The sequence below is a fragment of the Streptomyces sp. Rer75 genome (genome assembly GCF_013414305.1).
GTDB lineage: Bacteria > Actinomycetota > Actinomycetes > Streptomycetales > Streptomycetaceae > Streptomyces > Streptomyces himastatinicus.
This window is the reverse complement of record NZ_CP058693.1, coordinates 8,497,517-8,521,433: the sequence shown is the minus strand read 5'-3', so window position 1 is coordinate 8,521,433 and position 23,917 is coordinate 8,497,517. Positions and strand designations below refer to the sequence as shown.

Below are 23,917 nucleotides of genomic sequence, written 5' to 3'. Positions count from 1 at the left end.
AATCCCATGGTGAAGCTGCTCAACGAGATCAGCTCCCCGAAGGATCTGCACAACCTGTCCGAGGGGGAGTTAGAACGACTCGCCTCGGAAGTACGCACCTTCCTCATCGAGCACGTCTCACAGACCGGTGGTCACCTGGGCCCCAACCTCGGCGTGGTGGAACTCACCCTGGCGCTGCACCGGGTCTTCGATTCCCCCAAGGACTCCCTCGTTTGGGACACCGGGCACCAGTCCTACGTCCACAAGATCGTCACCGGACGCCGGGACGGGTTTTCCACCCTGCGCAAGAAGGGCGGCCTGTCGGGCTACCCGTCGCGGGCCGAGTCCGCACATGACCTGGTCGAGAACTCCCACGCCTCCACGGCCCTGGCCTACGCCGATGGGTTGTCCAAGGCGTACGCGCTGCGCGGCGAGGTCGACCGGTGCGCGGTGGCAGTCATCGGAGACGGTGCCTTGACGGGGGGAATGGCGTGGGAGGCTCTGAACAACATAGCGGCGGCGGGCAACTCCAGGCCCCTGGTGATCGTTGTCAACGACAACGGCCGTTCCTACTCGCCCACGGTCGGAGGGCTGGCCCGGCACCTCTCGGCCCTGCGGACCCTGCCGGCGTACGAACGGTTCTTGGCGGCCGGTAAGGAGGTCCTCGAACGTACGCCCGTTGTCGGCAATCCGGTCTTCGAGACCCTGCACGGCGTCAAACAGGGGCTCAAGGACATCGTGGCACCACAGGCGCTCTTCGAGGATCTCGGCATCAAGTACGTCGGGCCGGTGGACGGACACGATATCGCCGAGTTGGAGAACTCCCTCCGTCTTGCCAAGGGGTTCGGAAGTCCCGTCATCGTCCACTGCATCACGGAGAAGGGACGCGGATACAGTCCTGCCGAACGAGACGAAGCCGAACGGTTCCACGCTGTGGGAAAGATCGACTCCCGCACCGGCGAAGCATCGTCGGACGGTTCCCAGACCTGGACCTCCGTCTTCTCTGCGGAAATCACCAAGATCGGCGCGGAGAACCCGAGCGTCACCGCCATCACGGCGGCCATGCAAGGGCCGGTCGGACTGAATGAGTTCGGCAAACGCCACCCTGACCGGCTCTTCGACGTCGGAATCGCAGAACAGCACGCGGTCACCTCCGCGGCCGGCATGGCGATGGCCGGCCTACATCCCGTCGTCGCCATCTACTCGACCTTCCTGAACCGGGCCTTTGACCAGCTCCTCATGGACGTCGCCCTGCACCAGTGCGGTGTGACGTTCGTACTGGACCGGGCTGGAATCACAGGCAGTGACGGTGCCAGCCACAACGGCATGTGGGACCTGTCCCTGCTCAACATGGTTCCCGGCCTGCGCGTAGCCATCCCCCGGGACGCCGACACGCTTCGCGAGGAACTCCGCGAGGCCGTTGACGTCACGGACGCGCCGACAGCATTGCGTTTCCCCAAGGGAGCGGTCGAGTCCGCCGTACCCGCGTTCGAACGCAGGCACGGCGTCGACGTGCTGTACGAGTCCAGGCAGCGCGACGTACTGATCGTCGGTGTGGGCGCTATGGCGGGCCCGTGCGTGCGGGTGGCGCACCGGCTCTCCGACGACGGAGTCAACGCCACGGTCATCGACCCGAGGTGGGTCAAGCCTGTTCCAGAGGGGCTCATCCGCCTGGCCCGCGGATACCGTCAAATCGTTACCGTGGAGGACAGCGGACGTATGGGAGGCGTGGGCGCAGCCGTGACACAGGCACTGTGTGATGCCGGTGTCGCCGCTCCGGTCCAAGTGATCGGCATTCCCCAACAGTTCCTCGACCACGGATCACGGGGTGAACTCCTCGCGGAACTGGAACTCACCGAGGATGCCCTGCACAAGGCGATCCACGACAGCGTCGATCTTGCCCTGGGCGAGATCGGAGCCTTTCACCAAGGAGCCGGAACTCCGAGCAACGCAGTACCGATTACCCACAACGCCTAAGGGCGGGTCCATCGGGGCCCGTACGCCCCCGCTGCGGAGCAGGGGCCCCGTAAGAAGCCAACCGATATGCGGTACATACGAGTTCGTACGCCGGATCGGCCGCATAGTGGCCCACGCCTGGTCCACACACGCTGATCAACAAGGTGACAGAGCCGGTTGGTGAGACAGGCTCTACGCGGAAGGGGTGCCCCTGGACCAGGGGCACCCCTTCTGACCAGCTACTTCGCCGGCCTGTGTAGAGCAGCAAAGGGCGGCGGCGAGGCCGAGAAAGGCCAGGTAGTTGCGGGGGTTACGTTCGTAGCGGGGGCTGAGTCGGCGGTACCCGGACAGCCACGACATGGTCCGCTCGATGACCCACTGGCGTCGGCCTAATCGTTCGCTGGACTCGATGCCCTCGCTTGGTGACCTCAACCATGGGCTTCAGCCCTTCGCTGTCATAGAGGTTGGCGGCCGAGATGCCGACGAGTAGGGGCAGTCCGTTCGCGTCCGACAGGATGTGCATCTTGGAACCCGGCTTGCCCCGGTCCACGGGGCTCGGGCCTGTGTGTTCGCCTGAAGGGTGCCAATATTCCGATCAGGCCGCTGAGCTGGGCGTTTCCTGTGGATAATGAGGCGGTCGGGGTGGCGTGGCGTGGTACTCGTTGAGCAGTCCGCCGAGTGCCTGCGCCTGACCGCGGCGACAGGCAGGAGGATGATGTTCGGGTCGTCGTCTGGAGCACGTAGGTCGAGGCTGCGGTGAGCTCGTCCGGAGTTGTAGTGCTCGGTGTGCCTGGTGAGGACCGTACGCAGGTGTCGTTCACCGATGATGAGGAGTCGGTCGGTGCATTCGGCGCGGGCTATGCGTATCCATCGTTTCTCCCGCAGTGGTGGGGGCGCGGCCTGGGCCGGGAAGCGGTCGCCGCCACGGTCGAGTGGGCCCGAAAGCTGCCGGGCGAATTTCCGGTGGTGGCGGTGGCGCAGAGCGCGAACACAGGCTCCCGGCGCCTGCTGGAGGCGATCGGCCTGTCCGTCGCACAGCGAGGTGGTCGAGTACGGCGAGCCGCAGACGGTTGTGACTGAGCGATGTAGTTGGCGAGTCTGAGCGCGATAGTTGGCGGCCGCTACGGGAGTGGCGCGCGCCCCCGGCAGGCCACATCCGGCGAGGATCGGCCCGAGCAGCGAGCCGCCGATGCCCTCCGGCGGTCACTCCGACCCTCAGGCGGGCCGTGACCGCACGACCATCCGACCTATCTGGGGGAAACCGACGAATTGCGGCTCCCGGAGTGACGGAATGCCTGGGACGTTCGGCGGGGTACCAAAAGCGGTCTCGAGGTGACGGAGACGTCCCGCTTCAACACCTCGACGCTGAAGGATCCCCTCCAGGAGTCGGTCCTTGGCGCGCGATGGATTTGGTGTGTGACGATCGGCAAACTGTGATCGGCCGATGAGGGCCGCGATCCCGCTGGCCACGACTGGTGGACACAGGTGCGAACCATCAGTGAGATGCAGCCGGAAATCGGCACGTGGTTCGACCGTGAAACGGTTCTGAGGTCGGCTTACTGCAAGAGGGCGAGGTGGTCGGCGACGCCCCCGCGCCATTCGACCAGGAACAGGGTCGCGTCGTCGCTGGTGATCCCGCCCCGCTCCTCCACCAGTCTCTGGGAGAGCCAACGCACCTCGGCACGTACCCCACTCGCTTCGCCCATCATGCGGTCGACGCAGCGGATGAGCTGTTCCTCGCCGAACGGCTCCTGTCCGGCAACGTGCTCCTCGATGACGCCGTCCGTGTAGAACAGCAGCCGATCGCCGCGCTGGAGCTGGTACTCGCTCATCCGGGGCTGCTCGCCGCCGAAGCCGACCGGCAGGGTGGTCGGGCCCTCCAGGGGGTGCAGCACCCGGCCGCCGCGGATCAGCAGCGGTGCCGGGTGGCCCGCGTTGACCCATTGCAGATGGCCCGTCGCGGTGTCCAGGCGCATCATCTGCGCGGTGACGAAGCGATCGGGACCGAACTGACCGGCGATCGCCCGGTCCATGAACAAGTACATCTCGGCCAGGTCGACGTCGGCGCGCCTGGCGTGGCGGTAGGCGCCAATGGCGATGGTGGCCATCGCGGCGGCCCCGAGATCGTGGCCCATCGCATCGATTACGGCCACGTGCAGGACACTTTCGTTGAGGGCGTAGTCGAAACTGTCGCCGGCGATGCGGTAGGCGGGTTCGAGGATCCCTGCCAACGCGACCTGCGGAACGGACATGGCCAGCGGGGGGAGCAGGGACCACTGGATCTCGGCGGCCACGCTCATCGGCTCGCGGCGCCGGGCCTGGAAGAACAGGTCGGTGTAAGTGTGTTTGGTGACCACCATGTCGGCGACCAGGCCGGCCAGCCTGCGCAGCAGCCGCCGGTCGTCGTCATCGACGGAGTCCAAGGTGACGGCCATCACCCCGACCTGGTCGCTGCCGTCCAGCAACGGCAGGTACATCCGGACGCCGCCGTCGTCACGCGCTACCTCGACGGTAGCCGCGGTCAGGAACGCCGTTCCGGCGTGGGAGTCGCTGATCAGCTCGGGCTCGGCGACCACCAGTCGCCGACCCGGCAGCGGAGCGAGCACCATCTGCGCGTAGTCCTGGAGGAGGATCGAGACGTCACGGCCACCGACCCTGGCAACCTCTTCCGCGATCAGCGGAGCGATCAGCTGCGGCGGCATCTCGTGGGCCCGGTCCAGCAGCACCCCCAGCAGGCGCTCGCCGAATCCCTCCGACCGGTCCACCATGCCCCTGTCCTGCTCGCGCTCGCCTTCAGCCATAGCCGCAGGGTGCCGCAGCCGCCTGGCACGGCCAGTCGATTACGCCAACGGCGGCCATGTCGCGGGCGCGGGGGAAGAGTCGAACGACTGACCAGCTCCAACGCACAACGGACAAGACGCTACGGCAGCCCCAGACACGTGCTCGTACTCCCCACTGAGGAACAAAGAGCACCTTTGGCCGATCTCAACAAGTCCCGTCAGCCCGCCAAGTACAACGCTCAGGATTCGCCAACTACGGCGCTCAGTCACATTTACCGCACGGCCTCACCTGCACAGATGCGAGAGAAATCGAACGCAAGATGCAATAGGTCCATGCGATGCCCCACTCTTCCCGAGGACCTGATCGCCGCGCAGAGTGCCTGGGATCGTACCTATCGGGCGCTCGCCGATCCCGCACAGCATGAACGGACGACTGCGCTGCGACGACGGCTGCTGGAGCTGTCGGCGCGAGTGTGGTGGCACCCCTACTGGCGCACGGCCGGGCCGGGTCACCGGGTGGCCTTGCGCATGCGAGCGCGCGAGCTGGAGTCCGGAGTCGGGTAGATGCGCAGTACGGGTGGTGATCAGCAGCCGACCGGTGCCATCCCGGTGTGCACAAGGACTTGGAAGCGAGGCGGCGTCATCGACCAGCTCCCAGAGCTGCCTGGCTGACTTGAGGCCAGCCAGTGTCCAAGGGGGGCGCGGCCAACGTTCACCTGTCGGCCGCGTCCGGGCCAGGGGCTCGCGGCGGGCGCTCGCTCTGTGTCAGACCGTCGACGACCAGGTCGTAGGAGTGCTCGACCACATCGTTGACCAGCTGCTTCGTGATGCCCCGCCCGGCCCCCAGCGAGATCCAGTGCCTCTTGTCGAGATAGCGGCCCGGGGCGATCGAGGCGTAGCCGCGCTCCAGTGCCCGCGCGTGCTCGGGCTCGCACTTGACCGTGATGATCTGTTCGTCCGGGTCGTCGGTGACGATCAGGAACACCTTGTCCGCGACCTTGTACACGTCGAGTCCGGGGGTGAAGGGGCGGCCGTGGCTGACGTCGGGGAGGGCGAGGGCCGCCTTGCGGGCGGTGTCCTGGAGGCGGTCACCGGCCGTGCTCACCGGGCCGCCCGCGTGCTGGTGCCATAGGTGTGCGGGTCGACGGGCTGCTCGGCCTTGGGCAGGTGGTCGACGACGAGCAGGTAGGAGTCGGTGACGAGTTCCCTGACGAGCTTCTTGTCGACGCTTTTCCCGCCCTCCAGAGTGATCCAGTGCTTCTTGTTCATGTGGTAGCCGGGGGTGATGTGGCTGTTGCTTTCCCGGAGAGCATGGGCCTCGTCGGGGTCCGCCTTGAGGATCACGACAGGGCGCCCGGGGACCTCGGTCATCAGCATGAACACCTTGCCTCGCACCTTGAAGACCTCCCAGTCCGGGCCGAAGGGATGCTCCAGCTGGGCTCCGGGCAGTTCCTCCGCGCACTCGGCGGCGAACGTCTGCATGGTCGATCCGTTCATGAGTGTTTCCTTCCTCTGGTGGTGGCAGGCAGGGGCGTCGACCAAGGGACGCGGACGGCACGCCCCATCCTTTTCCCTGAAGCGGGCAATCGGGCGGTACGCTGCGGACATGTGATGGTCGACAAGCGACACCCCAGGCGTTCTCCACGCGTCGGACGCAGCGGGCAGGCCGCGGTTCCGCTGTACGGTTTCCAGCCCCCGGTCGGCACTCCGTACGGCCTTGAGGTGAGCACCGTCGAGGACTTCTTCGCCGAGCACGATGACTGGCCGTGGAATCCGCCCCGTCCGGGCCGCGCCACCTTCCACTACCTGATCCTCGTCACCGAGGGTGAGCTGCTCCACGATGTCGACCACGTCACGCGGACCGTGGCCTGCGGGCAGTGGCTGTGGGTGCGTCCCGGGCACGCGCAGTGCTGGCATCCGCCGGGTGCCGTCCGTGGCTTGTTCATCCTGTTCGAGCCGGACGTGCTGACGTCCGACGCCGCCCGCCTGCTGGCCCCGCTCACCGCGCACGAGGCCCCTGCCGTACTGAGCCCGCACCCCGATGACGCGGCCTGGCTGCGGCAGACGGCGCTCCAACTCCTGGACGAGCACCGTGCACTGGGGCGCCGCCGGCTCGATGTCCACCACGCCCTGCGGCGCAGCCTGCTCGAATCACTGCTGCTGCGCCTTGCCAACTCCCCGGATGTCACCTCCACCGGCGCGTTGGCGGGCGGCACGGGCCGCAGGGACACGTACGCACGGTTCGTGGACGCCATGGAGCTGCACTTCCGGGAACTGCACCGGGCTGCGGACTATGCCGGGCTGCTCGGCTGTTCGGTTCGTACCCTCAGCCGCGCGGCCCGGGACGCCACCGGCAAGGGGGTGCGTGAGGTCATCGACGAGCGGCGGCTGCTCGAAGCCCGGCGCCTGCTGGGAGGTGCCGGTTGGGACGCCCGGGCTGTGGCCGTCCATCTCGGATTCACCGATCCCGCGAACTTCGGCCGCTTCTTCCGTGGCCACACCGGTCTCACCCCGGCCGCCTTCGCGGCCCGCGAAACCAGGACCGGTATGTGAGGCGGGCGCAGCACAAACCCACGGCCGCCAGGCGATCGCGACGAGCTTGCCCAGCGGCACCGTGACGTCGATGTCCATGAGGTTGCGCACGCGTGCCCCGTGAACCTTGATCGCGTCCGGAGCTGGGGCCGGGCCGGGGCCGGCCGTCTCCTTCGATCGCTGCTCACGGGCCCCTTTGATCCCAGGTCAGGACGCGATGGCGCCTGTCGCGGTCTGGGTGAACGCCCAGTTGGAGTGCACGATGCGCCAGTCGCCGTCGATCAGCCGGTACGCCTCGGTGGCGTTCCAGGCGCGAAGCTGCCGCTCGTTGCCGTTGTCGTCGAGCACGTAGGTGTTCAGGTTGTAGGCCAGGACGGCGAAGTCACCGCCATCACTGACATGCACGACGGGATTGAGGTACTCGTTGCGCACGATGTGCGGGTTGGAGTAGATCGCCTCGATGTGGGCGACGGCCGCGTCACGGCCGACGACCAGGTCTTTTTCGATCGGGTCGAAGTAGCTGATCTCCTCGGCGTAGTTGTCGAGGTAGCCGCGGTTGTCGCCGACGCTCCACCGCTCGTTGAAGGACTTCTCCAGTTCCAGGATGGTCTTGCTGATTTCTTCCTTGCTGACGCCCATGACAGTCTCCTTTTCGTGCATGCCGCCGGCCGGCTCCGAGGGCGGCGGCGGATGAGTGTGTGTTTCTCAGTCGTCGAGCAGCACCACGTGCTTGCCCGGCGTCGTGCCGGCCTCGACGTCGGCCTGGGCATCGCGCACCTGCTCCAGGCCGTGGTAGACCTTCGCGACCGGGGCCTTGAGCCGCCCGGCGGCGATGGCTTGCAGGTGCTGCTGGAACACCTGCGCCGGCAGGTCGGTGGCCGGCCCGCGTAGCTGGTCAGCCGCACCCCGCTGGGGATCATGAACGGGGTGAAGTCAGAGATCGTCCACTGGCCCGCCAGGGCTCCGGTGAAGCAGACGGTGCCGTGGCGGCGGACGATGCGGAAGGTGTCGGCGAGGACCGAGCAGCCCACCAGTTCCAGTACGGCGTCGACGCCGTACGGCATCAACTCGCGCACCTGGTCGGCGATGGTGCCACTGTCGACCAGAGGATGGTCGACACCCACGGCCCGCAGTTCCCCGGCCCGGTCCGGGCTGCCGGTGGTGGACAGCACGGTGGCTCCGAGGTCCTTCGCGATCGTGGCCGCGCTCAGCCCGACCGTGGAGGTGCCGCCGCGGATCAGCAGCGTCTGCCCCGCCTGCAGAGCGAGGCCCGTGGCGAGGGAGCCGTAGGCGGTCTGGAACATCTCCGGCAGCGCGCCGACCACTTCCCACGGGAGGCCGGTCTCGAACGGGATGACCTGCCCTGCGGGGACGGTCACGTACTGCGCGTACGAGCCGTCGAAGGACCGGCCCATGCCGCCCATCATGGTCGCCACCTGTTGCCCCGGGCGCAGCCCGCTGTCCTCGTCGGCCTGGTCGACCACACCGACGCCCTCGATGCCGGGGTTCCGCGGGTAGGTGGCCTCCGGGTCCGACTCGCCCTTTCGTGTGGTGACCTCGGACTCGTTGACGCCGAACGCCTTCACCTCGATGCGCACCCATCCGGGCTGCGGCTCGGGCATCGGCACCGTGGTGGCCTGAAGGGCATCCAGGCCGCCGGGCTGAGTGACGACGACCGCTCGCATCGTCGCAGGGGCGGCGCCTGCGGAGGATGCTGCACGCTTGTCCATGCCAGTTCCTTGCTTATCGTGTACGGCCCGCAGGATCGCCATTCGCCATGCTGCGGCCCGGGGGCGAGGTGGTCGCCGCAGCACCTCTCGATCTTCTGTCGACATCCGGCGAATCGCTCAGTCGGTTGCGGACATCTGGTGGTCAATGGGGGACACCGGGTGAAGCCCCGCGATCGCAGGTCTTCACTGGGCCCCTCATCCCGGCCAGGGAAGCGCTGAGCGCCCGCCCCGTCACCCGTTGGCTCGGCCGGAACCGTTGTGGAGTGGTTCGGCCAGGAGGGATGGGCCCGAGGCGTCCTGGTCAGGCCGCCGGGCGGCGAGGGTTGAGACGCGGGCCTGTCACCGGTGCTGTGCGGTGCGCAGCTCATCGGTGAACCGGGCGAGGGCCTCCTCGGCCGTGGGGACGGGCCCGAACAACTGCTCCTGGCGACGGGGGTCGGCGACGTAGCGTCCGGTCTCGAACCAGCGGAACATCGCGGCCATGTCCGCGATCAGGGGCATGAAGCGGCCGGCGACGGCTCCTGCGGCGCGGGCGACGGCGGACGGGACGACCCACACCTTGATCTTCTTTCCGGCCCGGCTGCCCATCACGTCGGCCACCTCCCGCATGCTGACCGGACGGTCCCAGCCGATGTCGATCCGCTCACCGGCCTCGGCCTCGGCGTCGACCGCGGCTGCCAGGTACGCCGCGAGATCGGAGGTGTGGACGAAGGTCAGCGGGACGGTGGCCTTGCCGATCCACACCATGCGGCCCTTGTCGACCGGGTCGCCCGCCATGCTCGCGACCTGGTCGAGGAACGCCCCCGGGCGCAGGGCGACGAATGGGACGCCGAGCTGTTCGAGCTTGTCCTCGGCGAGCTTCTTGTGCCAGAAGTGCGGGACATCGGGCGTCTGGTCGCTGGTGAGGATGCTGGTCAGGACGAACCGTCGGATGCCGGTGCGGTGGGCGGCCTCGGCGAGGTTGGCGTTGCCGATGGTGTCGATGTCGTGGGCGTTCTTGCCGCCGCGGGTGTAGCCGGCGGCGGTGGTGATGACGGCGTCGGCGCCGTTCATGGCGGTCACGAGCGAGTCGAAGTCGAGCATGTCGCCGCGGGCGATCTGAACGCCCCGGCTTTCGAGCCGGCCGGCGTCGCTGGCCGGCCTCACCAGGGCGCGGACGGTCTTGCCGCGCCTCAGGAGTTCGTCGACGACCTTGCTCCCCAGGGAGCCGGTCGCCCCGACGACGAGGACCGGGAGGGTGGTTGAGTCGGTGGCAGGCATGGGGGTCTCACTTTCCGTCAGGTCATCAGCGAGGAGCTTGGTGGGCACGGCTGAGGTGGCTGCAGACATGGGCACCTGCGTGCCGGGCGGGTCAATGGAGGCGGGCCGTGGGGGCGGATCCGCAGTGTGCCTCGCCGCCGGAACGTGCCGCGAAGGCAGCCGGGATGGGGTGGGTGATATGGCCGACCTGAAGGTGGTCGCGCCGCATGCGGGACGGTGTGCTCCCCAGGCCGCGTGCCCCTCGTCACGTGTGGTGTGGCGTAGGCGGGCATGGGGTGCACACCGGGGAGTCAGGCGGACTCTTCTTCCGGAAGCGCGCGGCTGCTGATCGCCTCGGTGATGGCGTACGCGGTCTCGACGAAGGACTCCGCCTGCTGCTCCGACAGATTCCCGGCAGAGGTCTCCTCCAGGGCCTGCCACAGGGCCGCGATGGGCTCGCGCATCGCCCGGCCCTTGTCGGTGAGGTGGACCACCATGACGCGCCGGTCATGTGCGGCCGGCTCGCGGATGACCAGGCCGGCGTCCTGCATGCGGCGTAGCGCCTTGGAGATGGTGGACTGGTCCACGCCGAGGCATTCGAGCAGCTCGGACTGGGACTGGCCGTCCCGGTCAAGAAGGTGCATCAGCAGCAGTTCCTGTCCGGGATGCAGGTCCATCTCGCGCAGCAGGGTGGCGGCGTAGGCGCGGTGGGCGCGGGCGAGTTGGAAGATCGCGTAGCTCATCGGTCCTGCGCCGGCCGTCGTGGGGATGCGGCGTTCGGGGGTGGGCATGGTTCGGTTCCTCAGCCGGTGTGGGTGGGGTAGTCGGTGTAGCCGGCCGCTCCGCCGCCGTAGAAGGTCGCCGGGTCGGGGGTGTTCAGCGGCGCGCCGACGCGAAGCCGCTCGACCAGGTCCGGGTTGGCGAGCGCGAGGGCGCCGACGGAGACGAGGTCGGCCGTGCCGTTGCCGATGTCCTTGGCGCGGGCGGGCAGGTCGGTGCCGCCCCGGTTGAGGATCAGCGTGGTCGGCCACAGCGCGCGCAGGGTGCCCAGCAGCTCCTCGTCGCCGGTGTGCATCACGTGGAGGTAGGCCAGGCCCAGGGGGCGCAAGGCGTCCAGGAACGCCGGATACAGCTCGGCGGTGTCGGACTCGGCGATGTCGTTGTAGGGGTTTGCGGGGGAGATACGGATGCCGGTGCGCTCGGCGCCGATCTCGTCGGCCACCGCGGCGGCGACCTCGACGGCGAAGCGGATGCGGCCCTCGATCGAGCCGCCGTAGCCATCGGTGCGCTGATTGGTGTTGTCGGACAGGAACTGGTGCACCAGGTAGCCGTTGGCGCCGTGGATCTCCACGCCGTCGGCGCCGGCCGCGACGGCGGCCGCTGCGGCGCGACGGAAGTCCTCGACGGTCGCCGCGACCTCCTGCGTCGACAGAGCACGGGGGGTCGGCATCTCCTGGGGCCCGGACGCGGTGAACATCGCGCCCTGCGGCCGGATCGCCGAAGGGGCGACCGGCCGGCGGCCGTGGGAGGTGTTGTCGGGGTGGGCGATGCGTCCGGTATGCATCAGCTGGATGACGATCCGGCCGTCGGCCGCGTGCACGGCGTCGGTGACCTTGCGCCACCCGGCGATCTGCTCGTCGTTGTGGATGCCGGGGGTCAGGAGGTAGCCCTGGCCGTCGGCGGAGGGCTGGGTTCCCTCGGTGATGACGAGCGCGTGCGAGGCCCGCTGGGCGTAGTACTCGGCGTTCAGCTCGGTGGGGACGCCTTCAGGAGTGGAGCGGTCACGGGTCATGGGGGCCATGACCAGGCGGTGCGGCAGAGATATGCCGCCAAGAGTCGTCGGCGTCCACAGGGAATCCAGCATGAGGGGGTCCTTCGACAGGGCGGTGACCGGCCGGTCACCGTAAAGGCAGCGGGTGGTGGTGTGTGAGGGGTGGGAGGACGTGCTCAGTCGACGGTCAGGACGAGCTTGCCCCGGACGTGCCCGGCGTCGCTGACCTGCTGGGCCGTGGCCGCCTGGTCGAGCGGGTAGGCGGTGACGGTGGTGACGAGCTTGCGGGCCGCGGCGTCCTGGGCCAGAGCGGCCAAGCAGGCGGTCGAGCGTTCCTGGGGCCCCTGGGAGAAGGTGATGCCCAGCTGCCGTGCACCGAAGTCGGCGATGGTGACGATGCGCTCGGTGCCGCCCCGCAGGGTGATGGAGTCCTCCAGGGCTCCCTTCCCGGCCAGATCGAACACCGCGTCCACGCCGTCGGGGGCCAGCGCCTGCACCCGCTCGACCAGACCCTCGCCGTACACGGTCGCGGTGGCGCCGAGCGAGGCAAGGTAGTCCTGGTTGGAGGGGCCCGCGGTGGCGATCACGCGTGCTCCGCGGGCCGTGGCGAGCTGGACCGCCAGGGTGCCCACCGCTCCGGACGCGCCGTGCATCAGCACGGTCTCCCCGGCGGCCACCCCCAGCAGGTTCAGGACCCGCTCGGCCGTCTCGCCGGCCACCGGCAGCGCGACCGCATGCTGCCAGTCGAGGCCGGCGGGCTTGGAGGCCACGGTGGTGGCCAGCGCGTACTGGGCGTACGAGCCGGTGTCCGACCAGCCCAGCACCTCATCGCCGACCTGCACGTCCCGCACGCCCTCACCCAGGGCGTCCACCACGCCTGCGAGCTCGCCACCGGGGACGGCGGGGAAGGTCGTCGGGCGGACGGCCTCCATCATCCCGGAGCGGATCTTGCCGTCCAACGCGTTCAGCCCGGCGGCCTTCACGCGGACCCGGACCTGACCGGGGCCGGGCTGCGGAACCTCGATGTCCGCCTCGTGCAGCACGTCCGGGCCGCCAAAATGGTCGAAAACGATTGCTCTCATGATGACTCCATTCCCTCTGGCCACCCAAAGCATGGCTGGCCACATAACCAACGTAACAGCAATCACATGGCTAGCCAAGTATTCGCGGCCGCGGGGGCGAAGATGGCCACCTCGGCTCGCTTCAGGGTGCGCCGATCACTTGCGTTCTTGCCGAGGATGAATCGGAGAGCTGAGCAGTCACCGGAGCTTCAAGATCAACTAATTGCCCCTCTGACTCGCATCTCAGCACCAACTGAGCTACAGGGCGGCTCCACGCTGGTTCACCGCCCGGGTCAGCTCCCGGTTGGCCGCGCGGGCCGCCTCCAGCTCTGCGTCCCTACCCTCCAGCTGGGCGGTCAGCTCGGTGTTCATCTGCTCCAGACTCGCGACCCGGCGCTGGAGTTCTTCGACGTCGACGGGGGCGCCGAGCCCCGAGTCACGCCATGCCTGCTCTCCCATCAGCTCCGACAGGCGCCGCTCCAACCGGCGGACCTGTGCCACGAGGCGGGTGTTGCGGGCCTGAGAATTGGCGAGGTCGGCTTGCAGCGATGCCAGACTGACCGGTGGGCTGGCTGAGGACGGTGGTCCGTGCGGCTCGCGTTCGGCGGCGTGGATCAGCGCGAGTAGGTCACGGTGGCGGTAGAGGAAGGTGCGGTCGACCCCGGCCTGCCGGGCGATGCCGCTGACGCTGATCGCCGTGCCGGTACGTGTGGCCTGCACGATGGCGGATTTCACGCGCTGGCGGCGGCGTTCACTGTCGGCGCGGCGGCCGTCGGCCATAGCGGTGCTCATGCGGACCTCTGACGTGGATGTCGGGCAAGGGGTGGCCGATGCGGGGCATGCCGAGCATCACGCTCCGGCTGCGGCGTACGACGGCGACGGCCTCCCCGATCTGAGCCCTGTTCCTCGGCCGTGAGGTCACCGAGATCAGCCTTGACCCGGTCAATCAGCCGGCGCACCCTGCGGATCTCCTCCTCGGAGGGCATGGCCTCGCTGCGCGCCCAGTCGTCGGCGGCAAATGCCGACAGGAGCTTCTCCCGGCTGCGCAGCAGGTCGGCCAGGTACGCCTGCAGGTCGGGCAGGTAGGAGACGTCGGTGCGGAAGTGGTCGCAGCCCACGCACCGGAACCGGATGGGGCAGCTCTGTCCGCCGGTCGCGACGTTCGAGGGTTCCTGACAGACGCCGTAGGGGACGCTGACTTCGCCGATCGCTCGCCGGACGTGCTCGGAGTCCAGCAACGACTGGGCCTTGCGCCAGACGCGAGTGCCGTTACGGTCGAACTGAAGGGCGATCACCCGGTCCACAGCGTCGCGCCCCCGCTCTTGGCTGACCCTGTAGGTGCCGGATATTACGTCCGTGCAGGTCGCGCTGTCGGTGAGCTTGGAGAAAGGTCAACGCGATCGCTTCTCTCCTCCCCTGGGCCAAGACCGGGTGTAGCCCATCCGCACCGACCGCGAGATGCTTGACTGTGCTGCTGCGACTCCTCTACCTCACCGTGTCGACCGTGTTCACGTTCGTACGGCTCGTGCCGATGAGCGATCGCGAGAAAGATCTGGAGATCCTGGCGCTGCGACACCAACTCGCCGTGCTACAGCGCACGGTAGACCGTCCGCAGCTGACCTGGCCCGACCGGGCACTCCTCGCGGCCCTGCTACACCGCTTCGGCGTCCGGTCCGGGAGTAACGGCTCGATCCGCGCCCACTGCGCGTCAGTCAACGACACACCCGGACCAACGAGCAGCTGATCCAAACGGAAACCGCCTAGGTGTGCTGTCCCGGCACGTTGGTGACAGGCGACGCGCTGTGAGTGGTGCTTGAACGAGGCGAGGGCCTCTGGTTTCGGTGTGGATTGCGACATCTACCACCGGCACGCAAGAGGCCCTCGTTGATCCACCGTAACGCCCCGCTGACCCCGACCGGCAGGCTGCGTCTGGCCCGGTGCGTCGTCGAGGACGGATGGCCACTGCGGCAAGCGGCCGAACGCTTCCAGGTCAGCCACACCACCGCAGCCCGCTGGACCCACCGCTACCGCCACCAGGGGACAGCGGGTCTGCACGACCGCTCCAGCCGTCCGCATCGCTCGCCGCGTCGCACGCCGATCGCCCTGGAGGAACAGGTCCTGCGCAGGCGCCGTGAACACCGCATTGGGCCACTGCGGCCGGCGGCCCGCACCGGCATCGCCGCCTCCACCGCTCACCGCATCCTCCAACGCCACGGCCTGCCGCCCCTGGCCACGTGTGACCGGGCCACCGGCGAACCAGTCCGCCGCTACGAACGCTCCCAACCGGGCGAACTGGTCCACATCGACGTCAAGAAGCTCGGCCGTATCCCCGACGGCGGCGGCCATAAAGCCCTCGGACGGGCTGCCGGCCGCGGCAACCAGCAACGCCGGACGGGCGGCGGTTACCTCTACCTCCACACCGCCCTGGACGACCACTCCCGCCTGGCCTACACCGAAGCCCTGACCGACGAGAAAGCCGCCACCTGCGCCGGTTTCCTGACCCGCGCCAGCGCCTGGTTCACCAACCGCGGAGTCACCATCGAGCGGGTGCTGACCGACAACGCCTGGGCCTACAGCAAGAACACCTGGCACCGCACCTGCCATGACCTGGGCATCAGCCCACGTCGGACCCGCCCCTGGCGACCGCAGACCAACGGCAAGGTCGAGCGCTTCCACCGCACCCTGCTCGATGAATGGGCCTACCAGCAGCCCTACACCTCAGAGCACGAACGCCAGGCAACATTCCCCGACTGGCTGGACTGGTACAACTACCACCGACCCCACACCGGCATCAGCGGCCACACCCCAGCCAGCCGCGTCACCAACCTGCCCGGACAACACAACTAGGGCGCGTATTCGGTTGCGATCAACAGATGGCCCGGGCGAGGTCCTTGAGCCAGATCATCGAGGCGCGAAGGTAGAGGCCGGAGAGGTAGCTCGCGTGTGTCTTGTCGTACCGGGTAGCGATACCTCGCCACGCCTTCAGCTTCCGGCCAACCGTGCGCTGGGCACGATGCGCGCCATCGCCATGCACGTGGGTGTCCGCGCGCCGTCAGGTTATCGAGACACGCCTCCTCCCAGCCACCGCCCCAGCCCCGGACCGTGCGTGAGACACACCTGAATCGGCGCTTACGAGAGCGCTCATGCCTGCGCGTATCCACCGTCGGCGAAGAACTCGGCACCGTTGACGTAGCTCGACGCGTCCGAGGCGAGGAACGTCGTCACGGCGGCGATCTCCTCGGGCTCGGCAAGCCGGCCGAGGGGAACAGCGCCTTCGGCCTGCTTGAGCATCTCGGGTGTGACCAGCTCAAGCAGACCAGAGGTGCGCGTACCGCCCGGGGATACGACGTTGACCCGGAAGCCGTGTGTGCGCGCGCTGAGAGCCCAGCCGCGGGCGAGCGTGCGGACTGCGGCCTTCGACGCTGCGTAGACCTCAAGTCCCAGGTTGGGCCGTGTCGCAGCGGTCGAACCCGTCAGGATTACCGAAGCGTTTGTGCTGAGCAGCGGCAGCGCCTGCTGGAGAGTGAAGATCGTTCCCTTGACGTTGGTGGCGAACACCGAGTCGATCAGATCTTCCGTCACCTCACCGAACGGCGCCGCGGTGCCGACGCCGGCGTTGGCGACCAGCACGTCGATGCGTCCGGCCTGGTCGCGCACGGTGCTGTAGAACGCATCGAGCTCCGAGGGCACCGAAGCATCGCAGACCACGCCGGTCACGCCAGGTCCGAGCTCGGCAACCGCGGCGTCGAGCGCGTCTTTGCGGCGACCGGTGATGAACACCGTGGCGCCCTCGTCGCGGAATGCGCGCGCGGTCGCGAACCCGATGCCGGTGCTGGCCCCGGTGACCACGGCGACCTTGTCTTCCAAGACGGCCATGCCGTGCTCCTTCAAGTTATGGACTGTTGCGTCCACAACCTTCCCCGATATGGACCGCACAGTCAAGATTGCTTCGGCATCGGGGCTTCCCGGCGCGCCCCGTAGACGGGCTGCGCAGGCTGCGGGCAGTTGTCCCGCACCCGCGACCTCTGGTCGGACAACTGCGGGGCCGCACCACCGGCAGCGCCGACCGCCGCGGCGGTATCGGCCTGCCGGGTCGCGCTTCGAGTCGCCTGACGACTGGCAGCGCGCAGGAGCCCGGCCTGCGGAGCGCGGCCCTCCGCAGGAGCCGCAGCGCACAGCTTCAGGGCGCGCCCCAGGGTTCGGAGCCGGTTGCAGGCCGTGGCGGTACAGGTCGGCCGGTGCGTTGCTGCTACTGCGCCGGAGTGGGCAGCAACCGTGCCAGGGCGGACTGGGCTATCACGGTGAGCGCTCCGATGTCCATGCCGGTGCGCCCGAGAGCGATGAGGCCGAGTTGCGCGACGAGGACCGCGCGGGCGGTCTCAGAAGGGTCGATGTCGGGGTCGAGGTCGCCTTCGCTCTGGGCGCGCTCCAGCGCCGCGGTGAGGACGGTGGCGATCGCGTCGTAGCTGCGGCGAGCCTCAGCTGCGACCTCCGGAGTGCTGGCGGCAAGCTCGGCGTTGCTGTTGGCCAGCAGGCAACCCCGACGCGCAACTGCCCCGGTCGGATCGCCGGTCAGGCCGAGTACGAACTCGCGCACCACGTCGATCCCCCGCGCCGCGGAAACCAGACGCTCGCGCAGCATCAGCAGGTTCGCGTCGTCGTAGTCGCGCAGCACCCGCAGGAACAGGCTGCGCTTATCCCCGAACGCCCCGTAGAGGCTGCCTTTGCCCAGCCCGCTCACGCGCAGCAGGTCGTCCATCGATGTCGCCGCGTAGCCCTTGTCCCAGAACTCGTCACGGATAGCGAGAACCACACGATTTTCATCGAACTCACGAGGTCGAGGCATACCCGCACAATACAAGTTCTGGACCGCATGGGCCACAATGGACTCCGGGCCGCCATGTGCCCGGCTTAGCTCGGGAAAAGTCCAGCCGAAAACCGGTGCTGAGTGCCAGGGCGCGCATCATGTCGTGATCAATCTGCGAGATTTGCCTTCGCGGCAGGCCCCAGACCTATAGACGTTCTTGGGTGACGCGAGGACAACTCACGGATTCGGAGTGGGAGTTCATCAAGCCGTACCTGCCGGTCGGTGAGTACGGCCCGTACCCCGAGCGGCTGCGGCAACAGTTCGAGGGTGTGATCTGGCGGTTCAGGACGGGCGGGCAGTGGCGGGAGATGCCGGCGCAGTTCGGCGCCTGGTCGACCACCCACAACCGCCCACAACCGCTTCCGGCAGTGGCGTAAAAAGGCCGCCACGGAGGCTGAGAAGGCCAGCGTAAAGGGGGCGATTGCGACGAACAAACCGGGCAGGGGGTCGAAGACGATACTGAGCGGGATGAACGAAGACACATCCGGCGCCGGCACAACCTTCGGCTGAAGGCCGCCCTCCTCGGACGCTCCAGGGGCGGACAGACCAGCAAAATTCACGTCGCCGGCGATCGGAGGTGCCGCCCGCTGACGTTCCTCCTGACCCCGGACCAGGCAGCGGACAGCCCGCAGTTCATCCCCGTCCTGAAGAGGGTGCGGGTGCGCGGGCCCGTCGGCCGTCCCCGCACCCGGCCTGACGCAGTCGCCGGAGACAAAGCGCACTCGTCGCATGGCAATCGCGCCCACCTGCGCAAACGCCTATCAAGGCGGTCATCCCGGAGAAAAAGGACCAAGCTGCCAACCGGCAGGAGAAAGGCAGCCGGGGCGGTAGGCCCGTCAGCCACGACGCCGATCTTTACAAGGCGCGGAACACGGTTGAGCGGCTGATCAACAAGCTGAAGGCGTGGCGAGGTATCGCTACCCGGTACGACAAGACACACGCGAGAGCAACTGCGCAAGACAGTCCGTGCTCTGTGTGCTGACCCAATCCGTGCAAGGCGCGGACTCTGTTGGTCGGTCAGCGCCAGTAGTCGTTCGCTGCGGCGATCGTCGCGAACTCCACCGCGACCACATGGGCGATGGAGATCAGCGAGTCCGCGTCCTGCGCGTACTCAGGGCGCAACTGCTCGCGCACCGCGCCGTCGGGCTGCGTGGCCTTGATGACCAGCCGGGCCATCTTGAGGGCAAGCTCGCGGCCCTCCTGCGGAGAAGCGGTGATCAGGGTTTTGCCGGGGACCAGTTCAGTGGCCATGTCATACCTCCGTGGTGTTGACGGTTCTCTGGATCATCTTGTTCTCGACGGGTCCCGCCCGTCGCTCGGCGGCGAGCGCGCGGCCGACCGCGCAGCTGACGCCAGGCACGGTGCTCAGTGCGCCAGTCGCAGGACTCACAGCTGGTCAGCGAGGTGCGCGAAGGTGTCGGCGATGAATTCGGCCTTCGCCTGGCGGTGCCCGGTTCCAGCCCACAGGTGGGTCAGCCGTGTGTCGGCGGCTGCGGTGGCGGCCTTGCGGAGTGGGCCTGTGAGGTGATGGAGAGCGGGGTAACCGGCCGGGGCGAGCGCGTCGTATCGGTCGGTGAAGTGGTTGCGCAGGGCACGCGCGGGTCGCCCGGTGAAGGCACGGGTGACGACGGTGGTGTCGAAGGCCGGGTCGACCAGGGCCGCCTTGTGCGGTGCGGACGCGCCGCTCTCGTGCGTGCGCAGCAGGACGGTGCCGACCATGGCGGCTTGCGCACCTGCACCCAGCGCGCCTGCCACGTCGGTGGCGGTGGTGATTCCGCCAGTGGCGATGAGGGGCAGGGCGACGGCGCGGCGCACTCCGACGATCAGGTCGGGCAACGAAACCTGTACGGGAGGCCGTTCGGGGGTGAGCGTGGCCGAGTGCCCGCCAGCGGCGGGTGCCTGCACGATGAGGGCGTCGACCCCGGCGTCAGCCGCTCGACGTGCCTCGTCGGCCGAGGTGACGCACTGCAGAACGGTGCTCCCGGCCCTGCGCAGGGCGCTGACGACCGCGCGGCCCGGGATGCCGAAGGTGAAGGACACCCAGGGGACGGGAGAGGAGGTGAGCAGGTCGATCTTGTCCGTCCAGTGGTCGTCGTCCTCGATCGGCTCCTCGGGCAGCGTGAGGCCGTAGCGGTCGGCCTCCGCCTGTACCTCCCGCGCGTAGCGCCGGTACGCCTCCCGGGAGGCGGGGAGCGGGTTGGGGACGAACAGGTTGACGCCGAACGCGACGCCTTCCGCGCGGGTGGTGTGGATCTGCCCGGCGAGTGCCTGTGCGGTCTTGTACCCACCGGCCAGGAAACCCAGGCCGCCCGCCCGGGCGGCGGCGGTGACCAGCGCGGGCGTGCTCGGTCCTCCGGCCATCGGCGCCGCGATGAGGGGAAGGTCTGCTCCGAGGTCGGAGAGCAGTGTGCTCATGGCAACTCCTCCTGAAAGGTATGAGGTCAGGCCGCCGAGGTCACGGGGCCGAGGTGGTGCGGGAAGCGGACGCAGACGGCGGCGGCCGCGACCGCGGAGACGACGACCAACGCGCTGCCCAGCAGGAGCGCCTGGTGGTAGCCGTGACTGAGCAGCGGGGCGGCGAGCAGCGGACCGAGGATCTGGCCGACGCTGTATCCGGCTGTCAACAGGGCCACGGCCCGCGGCACTTGAAGGTGCGCGCCGATGGCCAGGGCGATCGTGCTGACGCCCATGAAGTGGCGCCGAACAGCACGGCGGACACGAGTGCGGGCGTGGCACCGCCCAGCAGCGCGGGCAGGGCGATGCCGATGGCCTGGATGGTCAGCGAGGTGAGCAGCAGGGCCGGGCTGGACCAGCGGCCGGCCAGCCGGGTCCACAGCGCGCACGAGGGCAGTGCGGCGAGGCCGACCACGATCCAGGCCCCGGAGCCGAGACGGCCCGGGACGCCCTGCTGGATCGCGGCGACCAGGAAGGTGCCGGCGATGATGTAGCCGATGCCTTCGAAGGTGTAGCTGGTGAGCAGGGCGAGGAACCAGCGGTGGGTACGGGGCCCCTCGGTATGCGCGGCCGCATCGGAAATCCTGGGTTCCGGCTGTGGGGGCAGGGGCCAGGCGACCGCGGCGAGCAGGGCGGCCAGGGCGGTGCAGGTCCACCAGGCGGCCTGCCAGGTGGACGCGGTCTGCACGGCGACGACCAGCAGGCCGGACAGGGCGATTCCGGCACCGACTCCGCCGAAGGCCCAGCCGACCAGGTGGTGGGCGTGCTCGCGCAGGCCCGAGAGCAGGGCGCTGACGGCGATCACGAAGATCAACGCGCTGGCGGCGCCGGCCACGAGGCGCAGCAGGAACCAGGCGGTGCCGTCGTGGGTGACCGGCATGAGCGCCAGCGTCGCCACCAGCACGCCGAAGGAGCAACGCAGAACTGCGGCCGACCGTACGACGGCGGGTACGGCGATGCCGACCAGGGCGCCGGCGAGGTAGCCGATGAAGTTCGCAGTCGCCAGGTCGGCCCCGAGCGCCGAGGAGAGTCCGGCCTGGGTGTGCATGAGGGGAAGGATGGGGGTGTAGACGAACCTGCCGATCCCCTGTCCCGCGGCGAGCGCTGCCGCCGCCTGGGCGACGAGCGTCCAAGGAGACTGCGTCCGCGTAGCGGGCAGGGCTGATGACTGCACGGTCTTAGGCACCTTCCTGGGTGACGTTCAGTGGCCGTCGTTCACGCTAGGCAGCACATGTATGCCTGTGAAATGCCGGTTAAGCTGCCGCTATGCACGGCAGACATGGATGCGGCCAGGAGGCACGAGGAGGATGGATGTCGAACTGCGCCACCTGCGGGCCTTCGCGTCCGTGGCCCGCCATCGCTCGTTCTCCCGTGCCGCCGAGGAACTGCTGATCACGCAGCCCGCGCTGAGCCGTACGATCGCGCAACTGGAAGGCAATCTGAGCGTCCGACTGCTCGACCGGTCCTCACGACACGTCGAACTGACCGATACCGGCGCGGAGTTCCTTCTCCACGTCGAGCAAGTTCTCGCGACCCTCGACCAGGCCCTCGCCGTCGTGAGCCACCGTGTCACTCTGCGGCTCGGGTTCAGCTGGCTGCTGCCCGATCCCTGGACGCAGCGGACCGTCAGCCGCTTCGAGGAGAGCACGGGAGCGACAGTCTCCCTGACCCGGAGCGACGATCCCCTCCAAGCGCTGCGTCAGCGCACCCTCGACATCGCGGTGGTCCGCGGCGAGGTCGACGCGCCACGAGGAGCGCGCATCTTGCACCTGTTCGACGAGCCGCGGATCGCCGTATGCTCCGAGCACTCCGACCTGACCCATTTCGACCATCTGGACTGGACGGACGTCCAGCACTGGACCCTGGTCGTCAACACCGTCAGCGGTACGACCGGCCCCTGGTCATGGCCTGCGGACCAGCGCCCGGACCGGATCATCGAAACGGGCAACTACGACGAATGGCTGGAGACGGTGGCCGCCAACCGCGGCATCGGCATCGTTCCCGAAGTCGCGCAGCGCCGTAGCCAGCACCCCGCCGTCCGCTTCGTGCCCCTCACCAATGCGCCGCCAAGCCGGGTCAGTCTCGTCCACTTTCCCGGCGCCCAGCGGACGCTGATCCGTCGGTTCCTGGACGCCGCCGTGCCGGACGACGCCCCGGATTGATCGCACCCTCCCTTCCGGGGAGCAGAATCTATGCCTGACACACATAGCTGGGTCACCACCGGCATTTCTGCCGGTAGCGGGAAATCACTAGCGTCGATGGCATGAGCGAAATCCTGAGTACAGGTTTGTCCCGCCAGGAATCCGCGATCACCGTCCTGGGCGGCCCCACGGCCGTGATCGACCTCGGCGGGCTGCGCATCGTCACTGATCCGACCTTCGATGACGCCGGCCCGCACGGGTACCTCACCAAGACGGCAGACCCCGTCGTCGGCGAGGACGCCGTGGGGCAGGTCGACCTCGTTCTGGTGAGCCACGACACGCATCCGGACAACCTCGACGAGCGTGGCCGCGCGTTCGCGAAGGCCGCCCCGCTGGTCCTCACCGGCCCCCTGGCCGCCGGACGGCTGGGCTCGCCGGCCGTCGGCCTCGCACCGTGGACCAGCCACTCCGTGCCCCGCGCGGATGGCGGCGTCGACCTGACCGTGCTGGCGGTCCCCGCGGTCCACGGCCCCGAGGACGGCGAGCGCGACGCCGACGGGAACGTCAACTGCGAAGTCACCGGGTTCGTGCTGTCCGGGCAGGGACTTCCCACCGTGTATGTGAGTGGCGACAACGCCTCGATCCGCACGGTCGCGGAGATCTCCCGCCGCGTGCCCGACATCGGCGCGGCCGTCCTGCACGTGGGAGCGGCACGCGTCCCGGCGAAGTTCGACGGCCGCCCCCTCTCACTGGACAGCCGCGCCGCCGCTGCCGCAGCAGCTGTCCTGGGCGCGGACACCGTCGTCCCGGCCCATTACGACGCCTGGGCCCACTTCACCGAGGGACTGTCGGAGATCGAGCTGGCCTTCCACGAGGCCGGCCTGTCCTCCGTACTACAGGCCGCACCCCATGGAACGTGGGTGCAACTGAACCATTGATCCGCCCTCACCGACACACACCGGCAACAGGACGAGCAAGGAACGACACACATGCCATTCGTACGGATCGATCTCATCCGCGGACGCCGACCCGACGAGGTGAGGGCAATCGCCGACGCGACGCACCGGGCGCTCGTGGACGTGCTGGACATCCCCGAGCGGGACAGGTTCCAGGTCATCACCGAGCACGACGCGGATCACGTCATCGCCCTCGACGCCGGCCTCGGCTTCGAGCGAAGCGACAAGCTGGTGATGATCCAGATCTTCACCCAGTCCGGGCGCACCACCGAAGTCAAGCAACGCCTCTTTCGCACCATCGCCGAACAGCTTGAACCCCTCGGCATCAGCGGTGAAAACGTCTTCATCGGCATTGTCGAAAACGGCCCCCAGGACTGGTCGTTCGGCTTCGGTCGCGCCCAGTACACCGAGGGCGATCTGGCCGTGCCCGGCCGCTGACACCAATCGCCTT

At 68.5% G+C, this 23,917-nt stretch carries 23 protein-coding genes and 4 pseudogenes; 10 read left to right on the top strand and 17 right to left on the bottom strand.

What is annotated here, in order from left to right; genetic code table 11:
- Positions 1–9 precede the first annotated feature (9 nt).
- Complete coding sequence (dxs, locus tag HYQ63_RS36630) at positions 10–1,956, top strand: 1-deoxy-D-xylulose-5-phosphate synthase (RefSeq protein ID WP_373689233.1); 1,947 nt, start codon at positions 10–12, stop codon at positions 1,954–1,956.
- A 171-nt stretch (positions 1,957–2,127) separates the two neighbouring features.
- Here the strand turns inward: dxs and HYQ63_RS36625 are convergent.
- A pseudogene (locus tag HYQ63_RS36625) lies at positions 2,128–2,509 on the bottom strand (transposase); the annotation flags it as partial.
- 236 nt (positions 2,510–2,745) lie between these two features.
- Here HYQ63_RS36625 and HYQ63_RS36620 point away from each other — a divergent pair.
- Entirely contained in the window at positions 2,746–3,015 is a 270-nt protein-coding gene (locus HYQ63_RS36620; RefSeq protein WP_257232372.1) for a GNAT family N-acetyltransferase, read from the top strand.
- A 476-nt stretch (positions 3,016–3,491) separates the two neighbouring features.
- Here HYQ63_RS36620 and HYQ63_RS36615 read toward each other — a convergent pair whose 3' ends face one another.
- Positions 3,492–4,736, bottom strand: a complete 1,245-nt coding sequence (locus tag HYQ63_RS36615; RefSeq protein WP_179937991.1) for a PP2C family protein-serine/threonine phosphatase — start codon at positions 4,734–4,736, stop codon at positions 3,492–3,494.
- A 312-nt stretch (positions 4,737–5,048) separates the two neighbouring features.
- Between HYQ63_RS36615 and HYQ63_RS36610 the strand changes: the two genes are divergently transcribed.
- On the top strand, positions 5,049–5,279 hold the full coding sequence (locus HYQ63_RS36610) for a hypothetical protein (protein ID WP_179937990.1): 231 nt from the start codon (positions 5,049–5,051) through the stop codon (positions 5,277–5,279).
- 148 nt (positions 5,280–5,427) lie between these two features.
- Here HYQ63_RS36610 and HYQ63_RS36605 read toward each other — a convergent pair whose 3' ends face one another.
- Both HYQ63_RS36605 and HYQ63_RS36600 read right to left on the bottom strand, forming a co-directional pair.
- The gene (locus HYQ63_RS36605) at positions 5,428–5,820 is read right to left on the bottom strand and encodes an MmcQ/YjbR family DNA-binding protein (RefSeq protein WP_179937989.1); all 393 of its coding nucleotides are present in this window, start codon (positions 5,818–5,820) and stop codon (positions 5,428–5,430) included.
- The gene (locus HYQ63_RS36600) at positions 5,817–6,212 is read right to left on the bottom strand and encodes an MmcQ/YjbR family DNA-binding protein (protein ID WP_179937988.1); all 396 of its coding nucleotides are present in this window, start codon (positions 6,210–6,212) and stop codon (positions 5,817–5,819) included. The genes HYQ63_RS36605 and HYQ63_RS36600 overlap by 4 nt, the downstream gene beginning before the upstream one ends.
- 225 nt (positions 6,213–6,437) lie before the next feature.
- Here HYQ63_RS36600 and HYQ63_RS36595 point away from each other — a divergent pair, with 225 nt between their 5' ends.
- Entirely contained in the window at positions 6,438–7,268 is an 831-nt protein-coding gene (locus HYQ63_RS36595) for an AraC family transcriptional regulator (RefSeq protein ID WP_257232371.1), read from the top strand.
- Positions 7,269–7,454: 186 nt separating this feature from the next.
- Here the strand turns inward: HYQ63_RS36595 and HYQ63_RS36590 are convergent, their stop codons facing one another.
- The 8 genes and pseudogenes from HYQ63_RS36590 to HYQ63_RS45200 all read right to left on the bottom strand — a co-directional run bounded on the left by HYQ63_RS36590 (position 7,455) and on the right by HYQ63_RS45200 (position 14,352).
- Positions 7,455–7,886, bottom strand: coding sequence for a nuclear transport factor 2 family protein (locus HYQ63_RS36590; protein WP_179937986.1), 432 nt, complete (start codon positions 7,884–7,886; stop codon positions 7,455–7,457).
- Between the two features lie 66 nt (positions 7,887–7,952).
- Positions 7,953–8,833, bottom strand: a pseudogene (locus HYQ63_RS36585) (zinc-binding dehydrogenase).
- Positions 8,834–9,316: 483 nt separating this feature from the next.
- Positions 9,317–10,237: an SDR family oxidoreductase gene (locus tag HYQ63_RS36580; protein ID WP_179937985.1), complete on the bottom strand. Its 921-nt coding sequence runs from the start codon at positions 10,235–10,237 to the stop codon at positions 9,317–9,319.
- 290 nt (positions 10,238–10,527) lie between these two features.
- On the bottom strand, positions 10,528–11,007 hold the full coding sequence (locus HYQ63_RS36575; RefSeq protein ID WP_179937984.1) for a MarR family winged helix-turn-helix transcriptional regulator: 480 nt from the start codon (positions 11,005–11,007) through the stop codon (positions 10,528–10,530).
- 11 nt (positions 11,008–11,018) lie between these two features.
- Positions 11,019–12,080, bottom strand: coding sequence for an alkene reductase (locus HYQ63_RS36570; protein WP_179937983.1), 1,062 nt, complete (start codon positions 12,078–12,080; stop codon positions 11,019–11,021).
- A gap of 83 nt (positions 12,081–12,163) precedes the next feature.
- Positions 12,164–13,069, bottom strand: a complete 906-nt coding sequence (locus HYQ63_RS36565; protein ID WP_179937982.1) for an NADP-dependent oxidoreductase — start codon at positions 13,067–13,069, stop codon at positions 12,164–12,166.
- Positions 13,070–13,306: 237 nt separating this feature from the next.
- The gene (locus tag HYQ63_RS36560; RefSeq protein ID WP_179937981.1) at positions 13,307–13,840 is read right to left on the bottom strand and encodes a DUF6262 family protein; all 534 of its coding nucleotides are present in this window, start codon (positions 13,838–13,840) and stop codon (positions 13,307–13,309) included.
- Complete coding sequence (locus HYQ63_RS45200; RefSeq protein ID WP_257232370.1) at positions 13,837–14,352, bottom strand: hypothetical protein; 516 nt, start codon at positions 14,350–14,352, stop codon at positions 13,837–13,839. Before HYQ63_RS45200 ends, HYQ63_RS36560 begins: the two co-directional genes overlap by 4 nt.
- Positions 14,353–14,516: 164 nt before the next feature.
- Here HYQ63_RS45200 and HYQ63_RS36550 point away from each other — a divergent pair, with 164 nt between their 5' ends.
- Both HYQ63_RS36550 and HYQ63_RS36545 read left to right on the top strand, forming a co-directional pair.
- Positions 14,517–14,792 (top strand): hypothetical protein, encoded by a 276-nt coding sequence (locus tag HYQ63_RS36550; protein WP_257232369.1) that lies wholly within the window; start codon positions 14,517–14,519, stop codon positions 14,790–14,792.
- 140 nt (positions 14,793–14,932) lie between these two features.
- Complete coding sequence (locus HYQ63_RS36545) at positions 14,933–15,895, top strand: IS481 family transposase (RefSeq protein WP_179937980.1); 963 nt, start codon at positions 14,933–14,935, stop codon at positions 15,893–15,895.
- A gap of 294 nt (positions 15,896–16,189) precedes the next feature.
- On the opposite strand, the gene HYQ63_RS36540 is transcribed toward HYQ63_RS36545, so the two are convergent.
- Together HYQ63_RS36540 and HYQ63_RS36535 are read right to left on the bottom strand one after the other, a co-directional pair.
- On the bottom strand, positions 16,190–16,924 hold the full coding sequence (locus HYQ63_RS36540) for an SDR family NAD(P)-dependent oxidoreductase (protein WP_179937979.1): 735 nt from the start codon (positions 16,922–16,924) through the stop codon (positions 16,190–16,192).
- A 373-nt stretch (positions 16,925–17,297) separates the two neighbouring features.
- Positions 17,298–17,894, bottom strand: a complete 597-nt coding sequence (locus HYQ63_RS36535) for a TetR/AcrR family transcriptional regulator (protein ID WP_179937978.1) — start codon at positions 17,892–17,894, stop codon at positions 17,298–17,300.
- A 182-nt stretch (positions 17,895–18,076) separates the two neighbouring features.
- On the opposite strand from HYQ63_RS36535, the pseudogene HYQ63_RS45190 reads away from it, so the two are divergent.
- A pseudogene (locus HYQ63_RS45190) lies at positions 18,077–18,852 on the top strand (IS5 family transposase); the annotation flags it as partial.
- Positions 18,853–18,932: 80 nt separating this feature from the next.
- On the opposite strand, the gene HYQ63_RS36515 reads toward HYQ63_RS45190, so the two are convergent.
- From HYQ63_RS36515 to HYQ63_RS36505, 3 genes and pseudogenes are all read right to left on the bottom strand, one after another.
- Positions 18,933–19,166, bottom strand: coding sequence for a hexameric tyrosine-coordinated heme protein (locus HYQ63_RS36515; RefSeq protein ID WP_179937976.1), 234 nt, complete (start codon positions 19,164–19,166; stop codon positions 18,933–18,935).
- Positions 19,167–19,301: 135 nt separating this feature from the next.
- A complete protein-coding gene (locus HYQ63_RS36510) occupies positions 19,302–20,330 on the bottom strand; it encodes a nitronate monooxygenase (RefSeq protein ID WP_179937975.1) in 1,029 nt (342 codons plus the stop codon).
- A 26-nt stretch (positions 20,331–20,356) separates the two neighbouring features.
- A pseudogene (locus tag HYQ63_RS36505) lies at positions 20,357–21,543 on the bottom strand (YbfB/YjiJ family MFS transporter).
- 133 nt (positions 21,544–21,676) lie between these two features.
- On the opposite strand from HYQ63_RS36505, the gene HYQ63_RS36500 reads away from it, so the two are divergent.
- From HYQ63_RS36500 to HYQ63_RS36490, 3 genes are all read left to right on the top strand, one after another.
- The gene (locus HYQ63_RS36500; protein ID WP_179937974.1) at positions 21,677–22,531 is read left to right on the top strand and encodes a LysR family transcriptional regulator; all 855 of its coding nucleotides are present in this window, start codon (positions 21,677–21,679) and stop codon (positions 22,529–22,531) included.
- 101 nt (positions 22,532–22,632) lie between these two features.
- Complete coding sequence (locus HYQ63_RS36495; RefSeq protein WP_179937973.1) at positions 22,633–23,448, top strand: MBL fold metallo-hydrolase; 816 nt, start codon at positions 22,633–22,635, stop codon at positions 23,446–23,448.
- A 51-nt stretch (positions 23,449–23,499) separates the two neighbouring features.
- Entirely contained in the window at positions 23,500–23,904 is a 405-nt protein-coding gene (locus HYQ63_RS36490; RefSeq protein ID WP_179937972.1) for a tautomerase family protein, read from the top strand.
- The last annotated feature ends 13 nt before the right edge of the window (positions 23,905–23,917 follow it).